Source organism: Nocardia sp. CC227C (assembly GCF_030767025.1).
GTDB lineage: Bacteria > Actinomycetota > Actinomycetes > Mycobacteriales > Mycobacteriaceae > Nocardia.
Genome location: NZ_JASITE010000016.1, coordinates 44,941 through 67,774, shown reverse-complemented (window position 1 = coordinate 67,774; position 22,834 = coordinate 44,941). Strand labels below are relative to the sequence as shown.

At 68.3% G+C, this 22,834-nt stretch carries 22 protein-coding genes; 7 read left to right on the top strand and 15 right to left on the bottom strand.

What is annotated here, in order from left to right; genetic code table 11:
- Positions 1-4: 4 nt before the first annotated feature.
- The 4 genes from QMO76_RS27935 to QMO76_RS27920 form a co-directional block, all read right to left on the bottom strand.
- Positions 5-1,537 carry a macro domain-containing protein gene (locus tag QMO76_RS27935; protein WP_306364320.1) on the bottom strand — a complete coding sequence of 511 codons (1,533 nt, stop codon included), beginning with the start codon at positions 1,535-1,537 and terminating at the stop codon, positions 5-7.
- Between the two features lie 3 nt (positions 1,538-1,540).
- Complete coding sequence (locus QMO76_RS27930; RefSeq protein ID WP_306364319.1) at positions 1,541-2,176, bottom strand: DUF4433 domain-containing protein; 636 nt, start codon at positions 2,174-2,176, stop codon at positions 1,541-1,543.
- A 221-nt stretch (positions 2,177-2,397) separates the two neighbouring features.
- Positions 2,398-3,432: an aspartate-semialdehyde dehydrogenase gene (locus QMO76_RS27925; protein WP_306364318.1), complete on the bottom strand. Its 1,035-nt coding sequence runs from the start codon at positions 3,430-3,432 to the stop codon at positions 2,398-2,400.
- An 81-nt stretch (positions 3,433-3,513) separates the two neighbouring features.
- Entirely contained in the window at positions 3,514-4,779 is a 1,266-nt protein-coding gene (locus tag QMO76_RS27920; protein ID WP_306364317.1) for an aspartate kinase, read from the bottom strand.
- A gap of 273 nt (positions 4,780-5,052) precedes the next feature.
- Here QMO76_RS27920 and QMO76_RS27915 point away from each other — a divergent pair, with 273 nt between their 5' ends.
- Positions 5,053-5,472, top strand: a complete 420-nt coding sequence (locus QMO76_RS27915; RefSeq protein ID WP_306364316.1) for a secondary thiamine-phosphate synthase enzyme YjbQ — start codon at positions 5,053-5,055, stop codon at positions 5,470-5,472.
- 9 nt (positions 5,473-5,481) lie between these two features.
- Here the strand turns inward: QMO76_RS27915 and QMO76_RS27910 are convergent, their stop codons facing one another.
- Complete coding sequence (locus QMO76_RS27910) at positions 5,482-6,057, bottom strand: dihydrofolate reductase family protein (RefSeq protein ID WP_306364315.1); 576 nt, start codon at positions 6,055-6,057, stop codon at positions 5,482-5,484.
- A gap of 135 nt (positions 6,058-6,192) precedes the next feature.
- Between QMO76_RS27910 and QMO76_RS27905 the strand changes: the two genes are divergently transcribed.
- Both QMO76_RS27905 and QMO76_RS27900 read left to right on the top strand, forming a co-directional pair.
- Positions 6,193-6,378, top strand: coding sequence for a DUF1918 domain-containing protein (locus QMO76_RS27905; protein ID WP_029932816.1), 186 nt, complete (start codon positions 6,193-6,195; stop codon positions 6,376-6,378).
- 189 nt (positions 6,379-6,567) lie between these two features.
- Positions 6,568-7,107 carry an SRPBCC family protein gene (locus QMO76_RS27900; RefSeq protein ID WP_306364314.1) on the top strand — a complete coding sequence of 180 codons (540 nt, stop codon included), beginning with the start codon at positions 6,568-6,570 and terminating at the stop codon, positions 7,105-7,107.
- Positions 7,108-7,159: 52 nt separating this feature from the next.
- Here the strand turns inward: QMO76_RS27900 and QMO76_RS27895 are convergent, their stop codons facing one another.
- The 7 genes from QMO76_RS27895 to QMO76_RS27865 all read right to left on the bottom strand — a co-directional run bounded on the left by QMO76_RS27895 (position 7,160) and on the right by QMO76_RS27865 (position 15,519).
- Positions 7,160-7,969, bottom strand: a complete 810-nt coding sequence (locus QMO76_RS27895; protein WP_306364313.1) for an ion transporter — start codon at positions 7,967-7,969, stop codon at positions 7,160-7,162.
- 113 nt (positions 7,970-8,082) lie between these two features.
- Positions 8,083-9,708 carry a GMC oxidoreductase gene (locus tag QMO76_RS27890; protein WP_306364312.1) on the bottom strand — a complete coding sequence of 542 codons (1,626 nt, stop codon included), beginning with the start codon at positions 9,706-9,708 and terminating at the stop codon, positions 8,083-8,085.
- A 123-nt stretch (positions 9,709-9,831) separates the two neighbouring features.
- Positions 9,832-10,713, bottom strand: coding sequence for a type 1 glutamine amidotransferase (locus QMO76_RS27885; RefSeq protein WP_306364311.1), 882 nt, complete (start codon positions 10,711-10,713; stop codon positions 9,832-9,834).
- Positions 10,710-11,957 (bottom strand): MurT ligase domain-containing protein, encoded by a 1,248-nt coding sequence (locus QMO76_RS27880; protein ID WP_306364310.1) that lies wholly within the window; start codon positions 11,955-11,957, stop codon positions 10,710-10,712. The genes QMO76_RS27885 and QMO76_RS27880 overlap by 4 nt, the downstream gene beginning before the upstream one ends.
- A 129-nt stretch (positions 11,958-12,086) precedes the next feature.
- Positions 12,087-12,710 (bottom strand): pyridoxamine 5'-phosphate oxidase family protein, encoded by a 624-nt coding sequence (locus QMO76_RS27875; protein WP_306364309.1) that lies wholly within the window; start codon positions 12,708-12,710, stop codon positions 12,087-12,089.
- A gap of 52 nt (positions 12,711-12,762) precedes the next feature.
- Positions 12,763-14,532 carry an FAD-dependent oxidoreductase gene (locus QMO76_RS27870; RefSeq protein ID WP_306364308.1) on the bottom strand — a complete coding sequence of 590 codons (1,770 nt, stop codon included), beginning with the start codon at positions 14,530-14,532 and terminating at the stop codon, positions 12,763-12,765.
- 27 nt (positions 14,533-14,559) lie between these two features.
- Entirely contained in the window at positions 14,560-15,519 is a 960-nt protein-coding gene (locus tag QMO76_RS27865) for an EamA family transporter (protein WP_306364307.1), read from the bottom strand.
- A gap of 177 nt (positions 15,520-15,696) precedes the next feature.
- Here QMO76_RS27865 and QMO76_RS27860 point away from each other — a divergent pair, with 177 nt between their 5' ends.
- Positions 15,697-16,605 carry a LysR family transcriptional regulator gene (locus tag QMO76_RS27860; protein WP_306364406.1) on the top strand — a complete coding sequence of 303 codons (909 nt, stop codon included), beginning with the start codon at positions 15,697-15,699 and terminating at the stop codon, positions 16,603-16,605.
- Positions 16,606-16,673: 68 nt separating this feature from the next.
- On the opposite strand, the gene QMO76_RS27855 is transcribed toward QMO76_RS27860, so the two are convergent.
- Together QMO76_RS27855 and leuA are read right to left on the bottom strand one after the other, a co-directional pair.
- Positions 16,674-18,455: an AAA family ATPase gene (locus QMO76_RS27855; RefSeq protein WP_372342105.1), complete on the bottom strand. Its 1,782-nt coding sequence runs from the start codon at positions 18,453-18,455 to the stop codon at positions 16,674-16,676.
- Between the two features lie 363 nt (positions 18,456-18,818).
- A complete protein-coding gene (leuA, locus tag QMO76_RS27850; protein ID WP_306364306.1) occupies positions 18,819-20,633 on the bottom strand; it encodes a 2-isopropylmalate synthase in 1,815 nt (604 codons plus the stop codon).
- 283 nt (positions 20,634-20,916) lie between these two features.
- Between leuA and QMO76_RS27845 the strand changes: the two genes are divergently transcribed.
- From QMO76_RS27845 to QMO76_RS27835, 3 genes are all read left to right on the top strand, one after another.
- The gene (locus QMO76_RS27845) at positions 20,917-21,129 is read left to right on the top strand and encodes a hypothetical protein (RefSeq protein WP_306364305.1); all 213 of its coding nucleotides are present in this window, start codon (positions 20,917-20,919) and stop codon (positions 21,127-21,129) included.
- A 24-nt stretch (positions 21,130-21,153) separates the two neighbouring features.
- On the top strand, positions 21,154-21,798 hold the full coding sequence (locus tag QMO76_RS27840; protein WP_306364304.1) for a hypothetical protein: 645 nt from the start codon (positions 21,154-21,156) through the stop codon (positions 21,796-21,798).
- 160 nt (positions 21,799-21,958) lie between these two features.
- Positions 21,959-22,180 carry a hypothetical protein gene (locus QMO76_RS27835; protein WP_306364303.1) on the top strand — a complete coding sequence of 74 codons (222 nt, stop codon included), beginning with the start codon at positions 21,959-21,961 and terminating at the stop codon, positions 22,178-22,180.
- A gap of 34 nt (positions 22,181-22,214) precedes the next feature.
- On the opposite strand, the gene recR is transcribed toward QMO76_RS27835, so the two are convergent.
- Positions 22,215-22,823 (bottom strand): recombination mediator RecR, encoded by a 609-nt coding sequence (recR, locus tag QMO76_RS27830; protein ID WP_029932835.1) that lies wholly within the window; start codon positions 22,821-22,823, stop codon positions 22,215-22,217.
- Between the last annotated feature and the right edge of the window lie 11 nt (positions 22,824-22,834).

The window sequence follows — 22,834 nt, the reverse complement described above, 5'->3', positions numbered from 1 at the left end:
CCTGCTACGTCAGTTCACGGGAGTCCTCATCCTTGACAATTCCCACCCAGAGGTAGTCACGCGCACGGGTCATTGCGGCTGATGCCTGCCGCGCTGCGAGTTCCGCCGCCGTTCGCTCATCGGTCGTCAGCTGGTCAGCCGACTGGGGAACCGCGGGCGTCGGATGGAACACGGCCGCGAACTCAGCCCCGATCGCGCGGCGCACTGTTCCCACCTTCACCGCGTTCTGGTACGTCCCGTCGAACTTGTCGAGAGACAGTGTCGGTATGCAGGCATGATCGAGGACTCGCTGCAGTTGCTCAGCCTCACCCATCGTCGACGTGATGACCGCAATATCCGACCACGGGAAGCCAGACCGACCGATCATCTCGACGAGCCTGGCTCCCAACTCACCTCGAAGGACCTGCTCCGATACAACCCTCCGCTCCCGAGGTGCGGCTGCAGCACCGTGCAAGACGGTATCGATCGTCGTGCCGCAGGACGTCAAGCCATACTGACGCAGCCGTTCCCAGGCTGATTTGACGTGGTCATCCGTGAACATCTCAGCTTTACGAGGAGTCCACTCCCGCACCAGATCGGCGGCCACCCGCCAATCCATGGCAGCGCCGCGGTCGTGCGTTACAAGCCAATGGACAGTCGACAGCAACTCCATGCCGTACATCGACTCGAAGCCGTCAATAATATTGTCTACCAAAGCGATTCGCTGACGCGTTGCAGGTCGATCCGCCAGTACCAGGGAAGCTTGCTCAGTCGCCCCAGCAAGCGGTCGTACCGATGCGGCCTCCAAGGTCCGCGAGGAACCATCGCCGTAGCCGGTAAGAAAATGACCTTCGACCAGAATTAGTACATGTCGCAAATTATCGGCGTACGGCCCGTAGCGCCCCTTGGAGAACTCCAGCCTCAGGGGTTCACCGACCACCTGCAGGAAGTACATCAACTTCTGAATTTCGAGCGGGGTCACCTCGAGGGCATTTCGCAAGTACCGACTCAGAAGTACGATCAGCGCTGCTCGACCAACCGTCATATCAGGCCGAGGAGTCGCGTTCACCATGTCACCAGCAGCGGGTGTATCGCCCGGAGGATAGAGGCGTACGTCGAGGCTCGCCAACGGCTGGAGTGCGGAAACGATCAACGGCTCGACCTGTGACCAAGCTAATCCGCCGTTACCGCACCCCAGGGGTGGGATAGCGATGGAGGTGATGCCCAGATCGCCGATCACCGCGACAAGGTCTTCGAGACCGACCTTGATGTGCTCTACCCGCGATCGTGCACGCCAATGCCGCTTTGTCGGAAAGTTGATGATGTACCGAGGGCCTTCTAGCGCGCCGGTTTCCCAAACATACATCTTGCCGACACGGACCTCGCCACGCTCACAGGCCTGTTGATACGCCTGGAACATCTCCGGATACGCGCGGCGGAACTGCAATGCGATACCTTTGCCCATCACACCGACGGTGTTAACTGTATTCACCAACGCATCCGTGTCGGCGCGGAGCAGGTTGCCTGTGGCCTGAGTGATCACGGCGAACGACTCCATATGCTAGAAGTACCAGTTGCGTCTGACAGAAACGGATGGTCTGTTTCCCAGGCTACCCGTCCGGTTGATGTTGTCTGCGTGTTGCTTGCTGTGTACGGCGATCTCACTGATAGCTGACCAAGGTACGTGACCGTGCACGAGACACTCAGCCATTCGCCGCTCTCGGCGCTCCTGATCGTCCTCTGTGTTCTTCCAGATACGCGCCCTCATCAGTGGCCAGTCGATCATCGAGTCGAGGGATGCGAGATCATCCGAGAACCTGCACACCTCCAGCGTGGCGTTCCGGTCGGTAAACACCAGCTTCGAACCGTGCGCGACCAGGTCTTCGACGGTTGTCTGTAGATAGATGAGGTCGCTGTCGCACCCTCCGTAGGTCTCCACGTTGTTCATGTGTATCGAGAACATCATCGGGCTTCTGGGTGCGAAGTAGAACGGCACGTAGTCCGCGACGACACCTTGCGGCCCAATGGGGACCGATCGGCTCCGGCGCTTCCGCTTGATGCCCTGGTTGCCAGCTTCATATCTGATACAGCCAGCTTGCTGGGCGTAGGCGTCTGCCAGCAAGCCACACGCGACGAGCGTCTGCAGGTGGTCGATATGCGTGAAATGGAAGAGCGGAGTCGGCTTCGGGCGAGACAAGTCAAGCCCCCGCCGTCCCGTAATCCCATCCCCTCAGACTACGTACCCGCATGACCCCCCTCAGCATGGCAGACACCACCGTAGGCATTGCGCTATCAAGCGTAGTGCATGCCGGTGTCGAATCAGATACTCGCGCAGAGCATCCCGTTCGACGCGAGCCGCTAGAGACGAGCAGCCGTCCGACCCTCCTGGATCGGACGGCTCGGTGTCCACCCGCCGCGTCAGCGGTCCTGGAGCAGCACCTCGGCGATCTGGATGGTGTTGAGCGCCGCGCCCTTGCGCAGGTTGTCACCCGAGATGAACAGGGCCAGACCGCGGCCGTCGGGGACGCCCGGATCCTGTCGGATGCGGCCGACCAGGGATTCGTCGATACCGGCCGCCTGCAGCGGGGTGGGGACGTCCACCAGCTTGACGCCCGGGGCGTTCTCCAGCAGCTTGGTGGCGCGCTCGACCGAGAGCGGTTGCGCGAACTCGGCATTGATGGACAGCGAGTGGCCCGTGAAGACCGGGACGCGCACACAGGTGCCGCTCACCGCGAGCTCCGGCAGGCCCAGGATCTTGCGGGACTCGTTGCGCAGCTTCTGGTCCTCGTCGGTCTCGCCGGAATCGTCGTCGACCAGCGAACCCGCCAGCGGGATCACGTCGAAGGCGATGGGCGCGACGTACTTGTTCGGCGCGGGGAAGTCCACGGCCGAACCGTCGTGGGTCAGCTTCTCGGCATCGTCGATGACCGCGCGCACCTGCGAGGCCAGTTCCTCCACACCGGCCAGGCCGGAGCCCGACACCGCCTGGTAGCTGGACACGATGAGGCGCTGGAGTCCGGCTTCGTCGTGCAGCACCTTCAGCACCGGCATGGCGGCCATGGTGGTGCAGTTGGGGTTGGCGATGATGCCCTTGGGCAGGTTCCGGGTCTGCTCCGGGTTCACCTCGGAGACGACCAGCGGCACCTCGGGATCCTTGCGCCAGGCCGAGGAGTTGTCGATGACCGTGACACCGGCCGCCGCGAAGCGCGGGGCCTGCACCCGGGACATGGTGGCACCGGCCGAGAACAGCGCGATATCCAGCCCGGTCGGGTCCGCCGTCTCGGCGTCCTCGATCACGATCTCGGTGCCGCGCCACGGCAGGGTCTTGCCCGCCGAGCGCGAGGACGCGAAGAACCGCACCTGGTCGGCCGGGAAATCACGCTCTTCCAACAGCTTCCGCATAACGGCGCCGACCTGACCGGTCGCGCCGACGACACCTACGCGTACACCCATTGTGCTCAGTGTCCTTTCGACATGATCGGGAGCGCTCCGTGGTTACGCTCCGCTGCCGCCTGCGCGCTTGACCCGCTCATGTCAGCGCCCCGTTCCCGCGTGCACGACCGCCACCTCGTCGCCGCCCAGATCGAAGGCGCGGTGCAGCACCTGCACGGCCTCGTCCAGGTCGGTGTCCTTGACCAGCACGGAGATGCGGATCTCGGAGGTCGAGATGAGGTCGATATTGATGCCCGCGTCCGCGAGCGACTCACAGAAGGTGGCGGTGACGCCCGGGTGCGACTTCATACCCGCACCCACCAGGGACACCTTGCCGATGTGGTCGTCGTACACCACCTGGGAGAAGTTGATCTCGCCCTGCCGCTTGGTCAGCAGCTCCACGGCGCGCGGACCCTCGCTCTTGGGCAGGGTGAAGGTGATGTCGGTCTTGCCGGTCTCCACCTTCGAGATGTTCTGCAACACCATGTCGATATTGATCTCGGCATCGGCGACCGCGCGGAACACCTTGGCGGCGTAGCCCGGCTCGTCCGGAATGCCGACGACGGTCACCTTGGCCTCGCTGCGGTCGTGCGCGACGCCGGTGAGGATTGCTTTCTCCAAGGGGATGTCCTCCATCGATCCGTAAATGTAGGTGCCCACCTTGTCGGTGTAAGACGAGCGCACATGCACGGGCACGTTGTAGCGGCGCGCGTACTCCACACACCGCAGCATGAGCACCTTGGCCCCGGTCGCGGCCAGTTCCAGCATCTCCTCGTAGGAGACCTGTTCGAGCTTCTGCGCATCGGGGACGATGCGCGGGTCCGAGGTGAACACGCCGTCCACATCGGTGTAGATCTCGCAGACATCGGCCTCGAGCGCGGCGGCCAGCGCGACCGCGGTGGTGTCGGAACCGCCGCGACCCAGCGTGGTCACGTCCCGACTGTCCTGGGAGACACCCTGGAATCCGGCCACCAGCACGATGACACCCTCGTCGAGGGCCTCGCGCAGGCGACCCGGCGTCACGTCGATGATGCGCGCGTTGCCGTGCGCACCGGTGGTGACGACACCGGCCTGGGAGCCGGTGAAGGAGCGGGCCTCCGCGCCGAGCGAATGGATGGCCATGGCCACCAGCGCGTTCGAGATACGCTCACCGGCGGTGAGGAGCATGTCCATCTCGCGGGCGGGCGGCGCGGGGGCCACCTGCTGGGCGAGATCGAGGAGCTCGTCGGTGGTGTCACCCATGGCGGAGCAGACGACCACGACGTCGTGGCCCTGCTTCTTGGTCTCGACGATCCGCTCAGCGACGCGTCGGATGCGCTCGGCCGATTCGAGCGAAGATCCTCCGTACTTCTGAACGACGAGAGCCACGGTGGAATCCTCCAAGATCGACAAATTGCTGCTATCGAGCACCCAGCCTACCGATGAGCGTCCAGGGGTTTTGCGCCTACCTCCCGCCTGTGACCCATGTAATGCCGCGCGAATATGACGAACAGATTGACTTCGGTGGTGACGCGGGTACGGCGGCACCCGCCCGTCACCGGTGCGGTCGCGACCACGCGACCGGGTTTCATGCATAGCCTCTATTGGCGAGAACACGGTCCGGCGGGACCATGGCGATGAGCGGATTCGGGAGGGCGATCCATGAAGAGCACGATGCTCGAGCTGAAGACCGGGCACAGCGAGGCGGTGCACGACATCACCGGGCTGTGCGAGGAGTTCCTACGCGATGCCGCGGGCGGCGGCGACGGACTGCTGCACATCTTCGTGCCGCACGCCACGGCCGGTATCGCGATCATGGAACTGGGTGCGGGCAGCGATGACGATCTGCTGGCCGCGCTGCGCGATCTGCTGCCGGCCGACGACCGCTGGCGGCACGCGCACGGATCGCGCGGGCACGGCCGTTCGCACGTCATGCCCGCGCTGATCCCGCCCTACGCCACGGTGCCGGTGCTCGGCGGCGCGGTGGCGCTGGGCACCTGGCAGTCCGTCGCGTTCGTCGACCTCAACGTCGATAACCCGACCCGGAAGATACGGCTCTCCTTCCTCGCCGATCCGGCGTGACCTCACGGGTCACGCCCGGTTGAACCAGGTGACCTGCGCCCCGTTGTCGAATTCCCGCCGCTGAGCGGGCCGGAACCGGGTCGGAGTGAAGCTGCCGGTGAACGCCGGGATACCGGTCCCCGCGATCACCGGATAGCTCTTGATGATCAGCTCGTCGATCTCGTCGACGAGTTGCCCCGCCAGCTTGCCGCCGCCGCACAGCCATATGTTCTTGCCCGCTTCCTTCTTCAACCGTCGCACCAGTTCGACGGGATCGCTGTCGACCACGGTCACGTTCGGGTCGTCCACGGAGCCGAGCGTCGTCGAGACGACGTACTGCTTCAGGTGGGCGTACGGATTCGTGATGCCGTGCAGGTAGGCCGGGTCGTAGGTGCCGCGGCCCATCACCACGGTGTCCCATTCCCGGTTGGGCGCGTCGGCCGCGAGTCCGACGTGCCCGCGAACGTGGGTGGGCAAGGACTCCGGGTACCGCTGTGTGATCCACGCGGTCATCTCGTCGGAGAGGGGGTAGAAGTCGACCTCCCCGCCCGGCCCCGCGATGTAGCCGTCGAGAGAGACGCCCACGTAGTAGACCAGGTTGCGCATACTTTTACCGCCTCATTTGTTGTACTTCATTCGTAGTGATTAGGAACGTAGTACTACACCCAAAGTGGTGTCAAGAAGGTTTCGAGGCTCGCCCACCCTTGTGACGCGCGTCACGGACGACCGATAATGCACATCATGCGAGCGAATGTCGGTGACCAGCTTGTCGTCCACACCCACGCCGTCGGACTGCGGGAACGCACCGGCGAGATCGTCGAAGTACGCGGAGACGACGGCGCACCGCCCTATGTGGTGCGCTTCGACGACGGCCACGAGAGCCTGGTGTTCCCCGGTCCGGACTGGGAGGTGAAGGCACCGGGCTGAACCCGGGATTCCGCGTAGTTCACCGCGGTCTCCCGAAGATTCTCGAAGACCCCCAGCGTCGTCCGATCCCGTTGCCGGACAGCGAAATTCGCTCATGTACCAGTTCCCGCAGGTACCAGCTACCGGACCGGTAGGTTGACTCCTAGAGCGACGCTCGTCACAATCGGCCCCTGAAGCTGGAGGGTTGGAATGCGTACTAAAACAGATCACCGATTCGTTGTCGACGTCGATCCCGAACAGGTGATGGAGGCGCTGCTGACGGTCGAGCGGCTGCCCGACTGGTCACCTTCCCACCAGGATGTGCGTGTCGCGACTCGCGACGACTACGGGCGGCCCAAGCGGGTCTACGTGTCGGCCAACCTCATGGGCCGACCCGACCGGCAGGTGGTCGAATACACCTGCGGCCAGGACCGAATCGAGTGGAAGGTCGCCGAATCCAGCGCCGGTGCGGGCGGCAAGGGCTGGTTCGAGGTCACCGACACCGAGGACGGCACCGAGGTCTGGTACCACTCCGAGATCTACCTGCCGATTCCGGTGCCCGGCATGCTGCTCAAACGCACCGCCAATCGCGAGAGCGAGACGCTGGTGGAGAACTTCATCGCCTATATCGAGGACTACGCGGGCATCGAGCCGGAGCCCGAGGCCGAGCCCTACGCCGACGGCGCGTACGAGGCGCGCGGGTACTCCGGGCCGCTGTACGGCGGATCGTTCGAGCCCGGCCTGGCCTGACCCATTTCGCCAGCGGCGGAAATCCGCCGGAGGTCCGCGTCTTTCGGGCCGGTCAGCGTTCGAGCATTGCCGACCGGTCCGGGGCGGTCGGCGGCCGATGGTCGAACGAATCCGGCACCCGCACACCCGCGCGCACCGCCTCGCGCATTTGATCCACGTTCTCCCGCAACACATCAGCGACCAGCTCGTCGGTGCGCGGGTCGGCCAGCACGTCGAGGACCACCCGGAAGCTGGCGTCGGCGATGCCGCGAATGATCTCCTCGTGGAAGGGCAGGTAGCGCACGCGGCCCAACTGCGGATCCCTGCGGATGGTCTCCAGGATCATCTGATCCAGCTCGCCCCGGTTCTCCGCCAGCGCCGCCGAGATATTGCGGGTGAAATGGGCAGTGCGCAACACCTGGGCGACCTCGTCCATGACCGCCACGGTCACCGGGCGCTTGATGGTCTCGACAATGGTCCCGACCGAGCGGTTCACCACCGCGGCGGTGACCCGGTCGCCGAACGCCCGGTCGGCCATGCGCGCCAGCCGCACCACGACAACCACGATGCGCAGCAGTCGGAAACCGCGGAAGAAGGGGCTGGTCACCGGGATCATGCCCAGCACCTCGTACCAGTAGACGAACGGGAACGACCACGGCCAGCCCTCGCGCCGCCAGCGCCAGACGAACTCGATCGCGAAGATGCCGCAGATGATCCAGTCCAGCACCACGATCGTCCGATAGGTGCTGTCCGCCACCGGGAAGAACGTCACCCAGCCGACCAGCACCACCGAGACGACGGCGAGTGCCAGCATGGCGAAATCTGTCCACAGCACGGGCGGTTTGCGCGGGTACTCGCCCTTCGCACCGCTGAACTGGCTCACAACGGCCCCTTCCACCTCGAAACAGCCAAGCCGAGAGTAGTTGCCGCTTCGGTGCCGCGGGCGGAACCGAAGCGGGCCGAGGCTGCGCGCCCACCGCTTCGTGTCGAACCCGGCTAGCGTCCGGCGCGGAGGATGGCCTCGATATTGCGCTCGGCGACGGCGGTGATCGTCAGCGACGGGTTCACCGTGGCGGTGCTGCCGGGCAGGGCCGCGCCGTCCATCACATACAGGCCCGGGTGGCCGTGCACACGGCCGTAGGCGTCGGTGGCGCGGCCCAACACCGCGCCGCCGAGCGGGTGGGCGGTGAAGAACGCCTGGGCGTCGTAGCCGATGGGCGTGTAGTCCACGATCGCGTTGCCGCGCTCGGCGATCCGGTCGTCGACGGCACGGCAGGCGGCCAGCACCTGTGTCTGGGCGTGCGCGGGCCAGCTCAGACCGACCCGGTCGGCGGCGCGGTCGTAGCCGAAGCGGGCGCGGGTCGGGTCCAGGACCATCCCCAGCGATGCGATGGCGCCGGTGTCCACGGGAATGCCCGGCACATACCAGTTCTCGAGGGTCAGCGGCACACCCGACTCGTCCAGGATGCGGCTGGCGCTCGGGACACCGTTGCCGACCCCGGTGAGGGCGTTCGCGCCGCGCGCCAGCACCACGTCGCCATTGGTGCCCCAGCCGTCGCCGATGTGCTCGTTGAGGCGCGGCAGCGCACCGGTCGCCTGGGCGCGCACCAGCAGTTCGGAGGTGCCCACCGACCCCGCGCCCAGGAACAGGCGGTCGCAGGTGAGGGTGCGGGTGGACAGCACCCGGCCGGTGGGGGCCAGCTTGGTCACCGTCACCACGTACCGGTCGCCGTCCTGCGCGATGGCGTCCACCCGGTGTCCGGGATAGATGCCGGTCTTGCCGGTGGCCTCGGCGTAGCGCAGGTAGTTCTGGTTGAGATCGAACTTCGCGCCGTTGGAATTGCCGAGATTGCTGCGCGCGGCGATCGCGGAGGCGCGGGTGGTGCCCGCCAGCTCACCGCGAATGATGTTCCAGTCGAAGATGGAGTCGTTGGCGGTGGGCTGGTAGCCCGCCGCCCGCGCCTGCTGGTCCCAGATGCGCGAGTGCGTGAACGGCGCGGAGGCGTACACATCCGCGGGCATGGGGCTCAGCCGCAGCATCTGCCGGACGCGCGGGTAGTAGACGCGGTCCAGTTCGTCGTAGTTCACGACGCCGCCGAAGACCGCGTCGAACAGATGCCGCTCGGGCGCGACCATGGCCCCGGTGAAGATCACCGACCCGCCGCCGACCGCCGCGGCCCGCCACACGTCGATGCCCGGGTACTCGGTCACATCGAGGACGCCGCCGAAGCCGGCGAACGACATCGGCACCTTGGTCACACCGGTGAAGGTGTTCCGATGCCAGAACCCGCGGCCGTCCGGCAGGTCGTCGCCGGTGAAGATCTCCCGCCACGGGTCGTTGGGCCACCGGGATCCGCGCTCCAGCACCGTGTTCCGCACCCCGGCTTGGGCCAGCCGCAGCGCGGTGACCGAAGCGCCGAACCCCGACCCGATGACGATGGCCTCGGTGTGCTCGGGCGGATCCGGTAGCGGCGCAAAGATTTCCGGCACCCAAGCCTCGAACAGCGCGTGCCACAGGAAATTCGCCGACGCCGGTCCGGCGCCGCGCATGGCGGCTCCCGTCCCGACGCCCGCCAGCAAAGCCGCCAGCCCGGCAGCCTTCAATACGGCGCGCCTGCGCAACCGGCCACCTCCTCATCAACCAATGGCCGCGCGCGACACTACCGGGCCGTCGCCCGCACCTCAACACGTTCGCAATGTCCCACCCGGACACCAGGCTCGGTGCGGCGCGGGAAACGCATCCGATCAGGCGCGGAGGCGTTCGCGGCGGAGCTGGTCCACCTCGGGGAGATCCAGGGCCGGGAGGGAATCGACGCCGAGGGCCTCGGCGAGCAGATAGTCGGCGAGTTCGGGGTTGCGGGCCAAGGCGGGACCGTGCATGTAGGTGCCGATGACCGAGCCCTGCACCACGCCCTCGAGTCCGTCGCCGACGCCATTGCCGACACCGCGGGTGACGCGGGCCAGACCGGTGGCCTCGCCGCCGAGTTTCGTTCCGCCACGGTGGTTCTCGAAGCCGGTAAGGGGCTGGCTCAAACCGGCGAGGATCGGGTTGGTGACCACCTCGCCGATGGCGCGCTCGGCCTGCGGGGAGGTGGTGACGTCGATGAGGCCGACGCCGTCCACGCGTTCGCCCGAGGAGGTCTCGTACCAGTGGCCGAGCACCTGGATGGCCGCGCAGATGGCCAGCACCGGGACTCCGCGCCCGGCGGCGGCCTGCAAGCCGGGGTAGCGCTGTAGATGACGGGTGGCCAGGCGCTGCGCGGAATCCTCCGCACCGCCCAGGGTGTAGATGTCGAGCGAATCGGGAACCGGTTCGCTCAACGAGATTTCGACGATCTCGGCGTCGTACCCGCGCATGCGCAACCGCTGCCGCAGCACCACCGCATTGCCGCCGTCGCCGTAGGTGCCCATGACGTCCGGCAGCACCAGACCGATGCGCACCGTGGACTCGCTCGATCGCTTCCCTTGCGCCGCGGCCTGTTCCACCCGCGCGGCGGCCGCGATGCGCGCCGCGGTGACATCCGCCGCCTCCGACGAGGCCGCACTGTCCCGCACGCCCGCGGACCTCCCACGGTCGGCCGTGTCCTGCGCGGCGGCGGCTTCCGGTCGGTCGTTTCGCTCGCTCATGCGCGCACCCCCGCCTTCTCCTCCAGGTCGCGGTTCAGGTCGCGGAACGCCGTGTAGTTTGCCAGCACCTCCACCTGCCCCGGCGGACAGGAGCGGATGGCGTGCAGGGGATCCGCGACGACGGTGTGCTGCACCCCGGCGTAGGTGAGGCGGACCGCGAGGTCGGTGGCGCGCTCGCCCGCCGCCACCACCCGGGTGCCCTCGAAGTGTTCGAAACGCACGTCCCACAGCCAGGACAGGTCCTCGCCGTCGGGCACCTGGCCGTTCACCGCGATCACCAGCCCCTTCGCGGCGGGGTCGATCATGGACAGCGCCTCCTGCCAACCGGCGGGGTTCTTGGCCAGCAGCAGCCGGGTCGCGTGATCGCCGACCTGAACGGTGCGGTAGCGGCCCGCGATCTCCTTCACGGTCGCCGCCGCCGCCACGGCCCGCGCAGGATCGGCCCCCAGCGCGATGGCCGCCGCCACGGCCTGCGCGGCATTACCCCGGTTGGCGCGTCCGGGCAGTGCCAGGTGCAGCGGCAGCTCAAGGCCGTCCGGGCCGTGCAGCGTGTGCTCGTCCACCCGCCAATCAGGTTGCGGGCGTTTGAAATCCGTGCCGGTGCTGTACCAGTGGTCACCCTCCCACAGGATGGGCTCGCCACTGCGCGGGCAGCTGGTGGCGTCGACCTGCCAGCCGCTCCCGGCCGCCACCCACACCACATTCGGGTGGTCGTAGGCGATGGAGGTGACCAGCACGTCGTCACAGTTTGCGATGAGCACGGCGTGCTGATGCCGGGCCATGCCCGCACGCAGGCGGCGTTCGATCATATTGATCTCGCCCACCCGGTCCAGCTGGTCGCGACTGAGGTTGAGCAGCACCACCGCCGAGGGGTTCAGCGCGTCGGCGACATGGGGCAGATGCAGCTCGTCCACCTCGATCGCGGCCAGCGGCGCGGTGCGGTTCGCGCTCAGCGCGGCCACGATGCCGGCGTCCATGTTCGCGCCGTCCGCCTGGGTGGCGACCCGGCCGAGGGTGCCGAGCGCGGCCGCCGTCATCCGGGTGGTGGTGGACTTGCCATTGGTGCCGGTCACCAGCACCGTGCGCCGTCCCCGACCGAGCTGCGTCATGAGTGTCGGGTCGATCTTCAGCGCGATCAGGCCGCCGATCATCGAGCCCTTACCGCGCCCGGCTTTCTGCGATGCCCACGACGCGGCCGTCGCCGCCCGCAGCGCCACCCGCCCGCGCACCGAAATGTCTGCCACGCCGCGAGTGTATTGCCGCCGCCGCACCCCGTCACACGCGGTCCACGTGAACCACACCGCACCGACCGAGCGGCCGGGGGAAGGGCGGCGGCATCGCACGAGCGGCCCCCGCCGGCGTTCCCCACGGGGTCAGGACTTGTAGAGGGACCGGGAGTAGTTGTCTTCGGCGTAGTAGTGCGTCAGTTCTTCCAAGGACTGGGGTGTATCGGGTTGCAGTTCTTTGACCAGGTGTGCCGCGGTGGGGAGGGTGTCGGGGCCCCAGCGGTCGGGGTGCCAAAGGTTGGAGCGGAGGAACGCCTTGCCGCAGTGGAAGAAGATCTGGTCGACGTCGACCTCCACGGCGAGGACGGGGCGGTGGCCGCGCACGATCATGTCGTCGAAGTACGGGGCGTCGCGGACCAGGCGGGCGCGGCCGTTGACGCGCAGGGTCTCGGTGCGGCCGGGAATCACGAAGAGCACGCCGACATGCGGGTTGTCCAGGATATTGAGGTAGCCGTCGGCGCGGCGGTTGCCGGGTCGCTCCGGTATCGCGATGGTGCGGTCGTCGAGGACCCGGACGAATCCGGCGGGGTCACCCTTCGGGGAGGCATCGCAATTGCCCGCGGCGTCGCTGGTCGCCAGCACCACGAACGGGGATGCGGCGATCCACTCGCGATCACGCGGGTGCAGTTGGACGCGCTCCTTGGCGGCGGCGCGAGGATTCACCGCGCCCAACAGCTCTCGTAGTTCCCCGGGGTCGGTGATCTCGCTCATGGAGTCGATTGAACTCGCCGGCCCGGCTGCGGCACCAGGGGTTTGTGAACAATCAGACCGGGCCGTCGAAGAGGTTCGGCTGGCCGCTGGCGTACCGCGCGACATCCAGCTGCCGGAAGGGCTCCAGTTCCGCGGCGCGGTACAGGGTGAACAGGCGGCAGCGCGGGGCGGTGGAACCCGTGACGTCCAGAATGGCGTTCACCGCCGTGCGCGCCGACTCCGACGCCCCCTCCATGGTGGCGAGATCCACCTTGGTGCGCACGTAATCGCCTGCCAGATAGAGGTTTTCGATAGCACCGTGCGACTCCGGGCGCAGCGCCCACGACCCGGCCGTGTTGATCAGCAGCGGATCGGCGTTCTCGTTGCGGCGGGTGGCGGCATTCCAGGTGATCCCGGTGTCGAGGAACCAGGAGTGCAGATCCTCGTCGCGCAGCAACTCGGAGCGGTCGTTGAGATGGGCCTTCAGCTGCGCCCAGACCTCGCGGACGATCTCGTCGTGGGTGCACTCCTTGGCCGTCTTGCCGTACAGCGTGCCGGGGGTGTTCCAGTCGGAGATGTCCACCGACAGGCAGTCGACGACGGTGCCGTCCCCGTGTTCGGACAGTCGCACGCGCGGCCAGAACTGACCCTGCGAAATGGAGGTCAGCGACCACGGGGAGTCCACGTAGGCGACGTGGCCGCGCGCGATGGCGGTCGGGCGGCGCAGGAAGAACTGGAGGCCGGTCATCCAGTCCACCATCAGCTGGTGCATCCCCGCCAATTCCGGTCGCAGCGCCAGGATTTCGGGGGTGAGCAGGGTGCGGGCCGCCTCCACGGGCAGGGCGCAGACGAAGTGGTCGGCGGCCACGGTTTCGGCCGCGCCGTCGGCGGTCACCACCCGGGCCGAGCCGATGCGGTTGCCGCTCACCTCGAGTCCGCGCACCTCCGCCGCGACGAAGCGCACGCCGAGTTCGCGCAGCCGCGCCGCCCACGGGTCGATCCACGCCTCATTGGTGGGGCCGTCCAGAATCCGGTCCAGCGCACCGTCATTGCCGATCTCGAGCGGGTTGCCGAGGAACTGCTCGCCCATATTGCCGATGGTGCGGGTGCTGGCCAGATCGTCCCGCGCCGCCACCAGCAGCGTGGTGAGGGTGCGCGACATGAGCATGCGGAACTCGCTGGACCGGTTGCGCGCGCCCACATAGTCCCGCCAGGACACGTTGTCCCACTGGCCGTATCGGCGGGCGTCGCAACTGGTGTTGAAGACCAGCAGCCGGTTGGCGAAGTAGAGGGCGTCCTGATGGGGCATCTTCGCCGTGGTGGAGATGGTCGAGCTGACCGTCTCGCGAAAGTCCTCCGGTGTCGCCCAGACCCGGCCCGCCCTGCCGAGCGGCATGATCACGTCGTCGTTGTCGCGTCGGGAGAAGCGCGCCTCGGGTGCGGCGATCAGGTTGTCCCATACGCCATTGGCGTTGCCCGCGAACGGGATTCGCCGCATGGTGTCTGGGATGTGATGGTAGAAGCCGGGAAAGAAGCGGAAGCCGTGCTCGCCCCACAGGTCGGGGCGGCCGCCCCGCCCACTGCCCGGCACCCGCATACTGCGCGCCTTGCCGCCCAGCGCCCGACGCTCGTACACGGTGACCTCGAAGCCGCGCTCGGCGAGTTCGTGCGCGGCCGTCATCCCCGCCACGCCGCCGCCCAGCACCGCCACCCGGCGTCCCGCCGCCGCCCGCGCGGGGGCGGACCGCAGCCCGGTCGCCAGTGCCCCCGCGGTCACCGCGCCCGCCGCGACCGTGCCGCGCAGCACCGACCGCCGCGACACGGACATGCGCTGTCCTGCCATTCCCTTACCTCCCAGCCGGGACCGATCCTAGGCAGCGGATTCAGCCCTGTGGTCGGTTGGGGTCCGGGATTTCGAACCGAGAGCCAGCAAATTTGCGAATTTCACGGGCGCGCGGCCGGCGGAGGTGGCGGTGAAGGCTCCGATGATGACCACGGCCGCACCCAGCAGGGACAGGGCGGTCGGGGTTTCGTGCAGGAAGGCCCAGGCGGCGGCGATGCCGACCACCGGCACCAGCAGCGACAGCGGCGCGACGGTGCCCGCCGGGTAGCGGCTCATGAGCAGGGTCCACAGGCCCGAGCCCGCGATGGTGCCGAGCGCGACGATGTAGGCCAGGGCCACCAGGGCGGGCCAGCCGGTCGCGGTGAAGGACTCGGCCAGATCCCGCCAGCCCGTGGTCGGCCCCTCGGTCAGCGCCGAGAGCGCGAACATCGGCAGCGGCGGGACCACCGTCATCCACAGGGTCAGGTGCAGCGGGTTCACCCCTTCGGCATGCGCCACCGCCAGCCGCGACCCGATATTGCCGAATGCCCAGGCCAAACCACCGGCCAGCGTCAGCAGCAGGGGCACCAGCGCCGCGTACTGCGCGCGATCCCAGCCGATGACCGCCATACCGGCCATGGCCACGACGATCCCGACCAGCTGTATCGGGCGCAGCCGCTCGCGCAGCAGCAGTGCGCCGAGCAGCACCGTGAACGGAGCGGAAGACTGCAACACCAGGGAGGACAACCCGGTCGGCATCCCGGCCCGCATGGCGGTGAACAGGAAGGCGAACTGCAACACCCCGAACCCCGCCCCGTACATCAGCAGATACCGCCGGGGCACCCGCGGCCGCGGCACGAACAGCAGCACCGGCACCGCGATCACCGCGAACCGCAATCCCACGAAGAAGAACGGCGGGTAATGGTCCAGGCCCACCCGGATCGCCAGAAAGTTCAACCCCCACAACACGACGACGGTGAGCCCGATCAAGCGGTCACGACTACTCATGCCCCGCATCGTGAAGCGCCCCATAGGTAAGAACAATCGAATTGTTGTGCACTAATAATGTAGTAGAACTGAACTATGCCGCAGCATCATCCGCCCACCACCGGCGATACACCCGCCACCGGGACGGCGCGGGAGAGCAAGACCACAGCGACCCCGGCGCGGACCGTGGGCACGGCGATGGCCGTCGAGCGGCTGCGCGTGCTGCGCGAGCTGGCGGATCGCGGGACCGTGGCGGCGGTGGCGGCGGCCCTGTCCATGACACCGTCGGCGGTGTCGCAGCAGTTGAAGGTGCTGGCGCGAGAGGCCGGAGTGGCGCTGCTGGAGCCGGACGGGCGGCGGGTGCGGTTGACCGATGCGGGGCGGGCGCTGGTGGTGCGCGCCGACGAGGTGCTGGCGGCCATGGACCGGGCCGTCGCCGAGATGGAGTCCTACCGTGGTTCACCGCGCGGGCAGGTGCGGGTGGCCCTGTTCCCGTCGGGGGCGGCGCTGCTGCTGCCGCAGGTGCTGGGCGAACTGGCGGGCAGCGGCGTGGACGTGGTCGCCGCCGACGAGGACGCGCCGCCGTCGGAGGTGCTGCGGCTGCTGGCGGACTACGACGTGGTGCTCACCCACCGCGATGAGCACGCACCGTCGGTGGCCGGGCCGCGGGTCGACTCCCGGGTGCTCATGCGGGAGCCGATCGATGTGCTGGTCGCGCCCGACCACCGGCTGGCCCGCAGCGGCGCGGTGGTACCCGCCGAATTGGCCGACGAGGAGTGGCTGTCGGTGCGCGGCGGCTTCCCCGTGGACGACGTGCTGCGCTCCATCGCCACCGTCACCGGCGTGCAGCCTCGAATCACCCAGCGCCTCAACGACTTCTCCGTGATCGAAGCCATGGTCGCCGCCGGGTGCGGCATCGCCCTGATGCCCCGCTTCGCCGTCCGCGACCCGAACCTGGTCATGCTGCGCCTGGCCGGTGTCCGCGCCGCCCGCCTCTACGACCTCGCCACCCGTCCGCACGCCGACCGGCGCCCCGCGGTCGCCGCCGTCCTGTCCGCCTTCCGCGCCGCCGCACACCACGCCACCGCACCCGACCGGCCCCGCTGACACCACAGGGGCACAACCGGATCGACCGGTCATGCCCTGTCGTGGGAATCGTGTGGCCGCGGTGCCCGCTAGCGCGGCTGCTGGTAGCCCCGCTGCGCGTTGGCGTGGTAGCCGAAGTCGTCGGCGACCATGGCGGCCAGTTCCAGGAGCGCGCGTCGGGTCGGCTTGCCGACCAGCTCCAGGTCGATCTCCGCACCCTCGGCCAGGTGGTCGTCGAAGGGCACCACCTGCACGGCGCGGGTGCGGTCCAGGAACAGCTTGCGCAGCTGATCCAGGTCGACGGTCGACGAGCCCTTGCGAGACGCGTTGACCACCACCACGGTTCGCTCCACCAGCTTGTGGTAGCCGTGGTGGTCCAGCCAGTCCAGAGTGGCCGAGGCCGACCGGGCGCCGTCGATGGCGGGCGAGGTCACCAGCACCAACGAGCTGGCCATATCCAGCACACCGGCCATCGCGGAGTGCATGAGGCCGGTGCCGCAGTCGGTGAGGATGATGTTGTAGAACTGCTGCAGGATGCCGATGGCCTTGCGGTAGTCGGCCTCGCTGAACGCTTCGGAGACCGCCGGATCCTGTTCGGAGGCAAGCACTTCCAGGCGGCTCGGGGCCTGCGAGGTGTGCGCCCGCACATCCGAGTAGCGGGTGATGTGGTTGTCCTCCAGCAGATTCCGCACGGTGGAGCGAGTCTGCCGCGGCACCCGGTGCGCGAGCGTACCGAGGTCCGGGTTGGCGTCGATGGCGATCACCCGGTCACCGCGCAGCGAGGCGAAGGTGGAGCCGAGACCCACCGTGGTGGTGGTCTTTCCGACACCGCCCTTGAGCGACAGGATGGCGATCCGGTAGTCGCCGCGCACCGGCTGGTTCACCCGGTCGACAAGCTCGTTGTGGATGATGTCCGCGGGCGACTCGCCCGGATTGATGGCACCGCCCGACATCTTGTGCACCGCGCGCCGCCACCCGCCGCGCGGGGCCCGCCGGGCCCGGCGCAACAGGTTCAGGTCGTTGACCGAATGGCCCGGCGGCGGCTGCTGCGCCCCACCCTGCTGCGGAAAGCCCGGCGGGGCTTGGTTCCACCCCGGCTGCTGATAGTTCTGCCCGGGCTGCTGCTGGAAGTTCTGCTGTGGATGCTGTGGCTGCTGCGGCGGTGCGGCCGGCGGCGGCGACCAGCTGTAGATCGGGCCGCCCGAGTGGTCCGCGCCCGCCGGGGGCTGCCCGCTCTGGCCCGGAGCGCCGAAATGCTCGGTCTGCTCACCGCCGGCGGGCTGATCGCCCGGCTGGTCGAAGACCCGGCGCACCATGCCGTCGGCGCCGATCTCCTGCCGGATCTCCCCGTACGGGGTCTCCTGCCTGATCTCGCCGTACGGGCCGGACTGCGGACCGCCTTCGCCCGCACCGGGATTGAAGCCCGGCGGCGGATACGCGCCGGTGGGCGGGAAGCCGGGCCCGCCGGGCGGGGCCCACGAGCCCTGCTCCGGCGCCGGGTACGCGCCGGTATTCGGGCCGGGCGGGAACTGCCCGTTCGGTCCGTACGGATGCGGCCCCTCGCCCGGTGCGCCGGGCGGCGCGAATGGCCCCGGCTGCGGGAAACCGCCCGACTGTCCGTGCGCGAACGGACCGTCGGGCTGGAAGGCGGTGGTCTGGTCGATGGCATCGGGCACCGGAGGGAAGAACCCGGACCCGGACGCCGGCTCCGGCTCGCCCGCGGGTTCCTTCGCATCGACGGCATCGTCGGCGACCTCGGCCACCGGCTCCTGTTCATCGGCGGTCACCGCGGTGTCGGCCGCGGCGGATTCGTCGGCATCCGGCCCCTGCAACCAGGGTGGCGAGGTCGAATTCTGGTCTTTCGTGGTCACGTGTCCCCCATCTGTTCGACGGCGCGAACAGAGAGCTCGGCGCTAATGCGTTCCAACGCTAGCAGCCTTCCCCGCCTCTCCGCGCCTTCAGCGCACGACTGTGAGCCGTCGCCGATCATGCACGCGTGCCGGCGGTCGCATGCCGTCGATGATTTCGGGCGTACCCGACGAGTTACCCCGATCCTCACGAGATCAGGCGGCCCGTTCCGAAGACGGTCGGTACCGCTCGCGGCGTCAGGCGGCCCGTTCCGAACGCGGTCCGGCCTGCTCCCGGCGTCGGCTGCCGTGGTCGCTGACACGTTCGCCGTCCTGGTCACGGCGTCGGCGTCGGGCGAGTCGCGGAGGATCGGGGTAGTCACTGTGTCAGGAGCGCTCGGCGCGGTTCACCGCGGAGACCACGGCGCGCAGCGAGGCGGTGGTGATCGAGGTCGCGATGCCGACGCCCCAGGTCACGGTGTCGCCGATGGCGATCTCCACGTACGACGCGGCCTGGGCGTCGTCGCCGGCGGACATGGCGTGCTCGGAGTAGTCCAGGATGCGCACGTCGTAGCCGATGCCGGACAGGGCGTCGACGAAGGCCGCGAGCGGGCCGTTGCCCTCACCGGAGATCTCCTGCTCGACGCCGTCCACCTTGACGACGGCTTCGATGTGGTCCACACCGTTGTCGGTCTCCGAGGCGGTGACCCGCTGGCGGATGCGCTCCAGCGGCGTGATCGGGTTCAGGTATTCCTCGGAGAAGACGTCCCACATCTGCTTGGGCGTCACCTCGCCGCCCTCACCGTCGGTGATCTGCTGGATGGCCTGCGAGAACTCGATCTGCAGGCGGCGCGGCAGCACCAGACCGTGGTCGGTCTTCATGATGTAGGCGACGCCGCCCTTGCCGGACTGCGAGTTGACCCGGATGACGGCCTCGTAGGTGCGGCCCACGTCCTTGGGGTCGATGGGCAGGTACGGGACCTCCCAGGTGATGTCGTCGACATCGGCGTTCGCGGCGTCGGCGGCGGCCTTCATGGCGTCCAGGCCCTTGTTGATGGCGTCCTGGTGGCTGCCGGAGAAGGCGGTGTACACCAGGTCGCCGCCGTACGGGTGGCGCTCGGCCACGGGCAGCTGGTTGCAGTATTCGACCGTGCGGCGGATCTCGTCGATATTCGAGAAGTCGATCTGCGGGTCGATGCCGCGGGAGAACATGTTCATGCCCAGCGTCACCAGGCAGACATTGCCGGTGCGCTCGCCATTGCCGAACAGGCAGCCCTCGATGCGATCCGCGCCGGCCTGGTAGCCCAGTTCGGCGGCGGCCACGGCGGTGCCGCGGTCGTTGTGCGGATGCAGCGACAGCACGATGGCGTCGCGGCGGGCCAGATTGCGGCTCATCCACTCGATCGAGTCGGCGTACACGTTCGGGGTGGCCATCTCGACGGTGGCGGGCAGGTTGATGATCAGCGGCCGCTCGGGGGTCGGCGCGATGATCTCGGAGACCGCGTCGCACACCTCACGGGCGTAGTCCAGCTCGGTGCCGGTGTAGGACTCGGGGCTGTACTCGTAGCGCCAGTTGGTGTCCGGGTACCGCTTCTCCACCTCCAGGCACAGCGTGGCGGCGTCGGTGGCGATCTTCTTGACGGCCTCGCGGTCGGCGCGGAACACCACCCGCCGCTGCAGGACGGAGGTCGAGTTGTAGAAATGCACGATCACGTTGGGAGCGCCGTTGCACGCCTCGAAGGTGCGCTCGATCAGCTCGGGACGGCACTGGGTCAGCACCTGGATGGTGACGTCGTCGGGCACCGCGCCGTCCTCGATGATCTCGCGGACGAAGTCGAAGTCGGTCTGCGAGGCGGACGGGAACCCGACCTCGATCTCCTTGTACCCCATCCGCACCAGCAGGTCGAACATGCGGCGCTTGCGGGCCGGGCTCATCGGGTCGATGAGCGCCTGGTTGCCGTCGCGCAGGTCGACGGCGCACCACGAGGGCGCGCGGTCGATGACCTTGTCCGGCCAGGTGCGGTCGGGCAGGGTGATCGGCTCGACCTCCTCGGCGAAGGGCCGGTACCGGAAGACCGGCATGGAGGAGTTCTTCTGCTTGTTCCACGCGGGCTGGTCGGCGGGCGCGGGTTTGGACGGCTGCGCGATGGTGCGTGTGCCGGCCGCGGAATTGAAAGACGTGAAGGCGTCAGCGGGTGACATGCGTGTTCTCTCCGAAGTGTGACTGGATCCCAGTGTTATGGGTTGACCGGCACGGCAGATCCCCGCGACAGGAGCCGGTCCGAATCAGACCCCGTCGCGGCGGCAAAGGAGAAGTGCCCGCTGCATGATGATCGGAGTTTACAGGGCGGCAATACTCGTGTGGAAGCGGGGGCGACGCGCGCCACATCGCGCGCCCGCGCACCACCCGGCCCGACACGCGTGTCCGATGCCGACGCTGTCGGTGCCCGGTGCTATGACCTAGGGGACGGTTGAAGGAGGCTCCATGGCCAACTCGGTCTGCTCGTCCTGCACATCGGCCCTCGACCACTGTCACGGGACCCTGGTCGAACACGCCGACCGCTCGGTGGAATGCACCGACGCCGACTGTCTCGACTTCGCGCACGCCCGCCACACGTTCGTGGTGGACTGCGGCGACATCGCGGGCGGCTGCCGCTGCGCGTCGACCGAGCCCACCCGCCTGCACCGCACCGGCTGACCCGGCACGGCTAGCCTGGCACGGGTGAGTTACGACCAGATTCTGCTGCCCTCGGGTGCGGCGCGCACGCCCGCCGAGGTCGACGCCTACCTGACCGCGCAGGAGGGGCAACCGGAGTCCGAGGTCGTGGCCGAGATCGCCGCGGAGCTGGAGCGGCGCAACGGGGAACTGCCCGAAGCCGACAGCTTCCTGAGTTCCACCCCGCTCGGCGGTAAGGACAACGGTGCCACGCTGGTCGTCTCCACGCCGTACGACGCCATCGGCCATGTCCGGGCGCTGCTTTTCGAGCTGGCCACGCCGCGCGGATACGCCGTCTACGACCCGCAGCTGACCTGGCTGGCCGATCCCGCCGGACATGTCCCGGCTACGGTCACGCACGGCGGCGCGGGCGAATTCCCTTATATAACAAAGGCATTGCTGGACCTCTGGCTGCCGACACTGGCGGATCCCGGACCCTATCTGATCGTGGAGCGGGCGGATCAGCAGTACGTCCAGACCTACCGCCACCCCGACGGCAGGTTCACGCTCGAATACCGCGACGGCTCCCCCGACCGGCACTTCGCCACCTCGGTGGACGACGCACCGGCGGTGGCCGATCTCATGTGGGAGTGGACCACCGAGGATCGCGCCGGGTTCGACGCGCTCGACTGGGAGCGGCTGCGACTCTGATCAGGGCCGACCGGTCGGTCTCGTAATGCGATCGAACACGTCTCGATTCGGCCTCGCGACCCGGAGTAGTCCGGCTCGCGCCGCCCGCGAGCGTTAGCCTTTCGCTGCCCGCATCACGTGCGTTCCCGCTTTTCCCATGTCCACCCGACGAGGGAGAACCATGGAGCTACGCCAGCAAACGCGCCCTCCGGCGCTGATCAGCAAGCGTCTGGTCGTCCTCGCGACCGTGGCCGCCGCGAGCGTCGGCGTCGCGTCGCTGCTCGTCTCCGGCACCGGCCCCGGCATCACCCGCAATCACCAGCAGATCCCGTGCCCGGAACCGGCCGCCCTGGAGATCTGGACCGGCGGTGTCCGCTACCTGGTCGGCGACGCCCGAAGCTGAGCGGCCGGGTCGGTGTCCCACTCGGGCAGCCCGCTCAGAGCGCGCGCCGCCCCGACAGCGCGCGGCCCAGGGTGAGTTCGTCGGCGAATTCCAGATCGCCCCCCATCGGCAGGCCGGAGGCCAGCCGGGTGACCGACAGGCCCGGGAAGTCGCGGAGCATGCGCACCAGGTACGTGGCCGTGGCCTCACCCTCGGTATTCGGGTCGGTCGCGATGATCACCTCGGTGACGTCCACGCCGTCGGCCTGGGTTCCGATGCGGGTCAACAGTTCCCGGATGCGCAGCTGGTCCGGGCCGACGCCGCTGAGCGGGTCGAGCGCGCCGCCCAGCACGTGATAGCGCCCCCGGAACTCCCGGGTGCGCTCGATGGCCTGCACGTCCTTGGGCTCCTCCACCACGCAGATCATGCTGAGATCGCGGCGCGGATCGGCGCAGATACGGCACAGCTCGCCATCGGAGACGGTGCCGCAGACCTCGCAGAAGCGCACGCCGTCGCGCACCTTCTGCAGGGCGGCCTGGAGCCGGTCGATCTCCGGCGGCTCCACCGCCAGCAGGTGAAAGGCGATGCGCTGCGCGGACTTCGGGCCGACACCGGGCAGTTTGCCCAATTCGTCGATGAGATCCTGAACGGGACCCTCGTACACCGGCGTCCTCG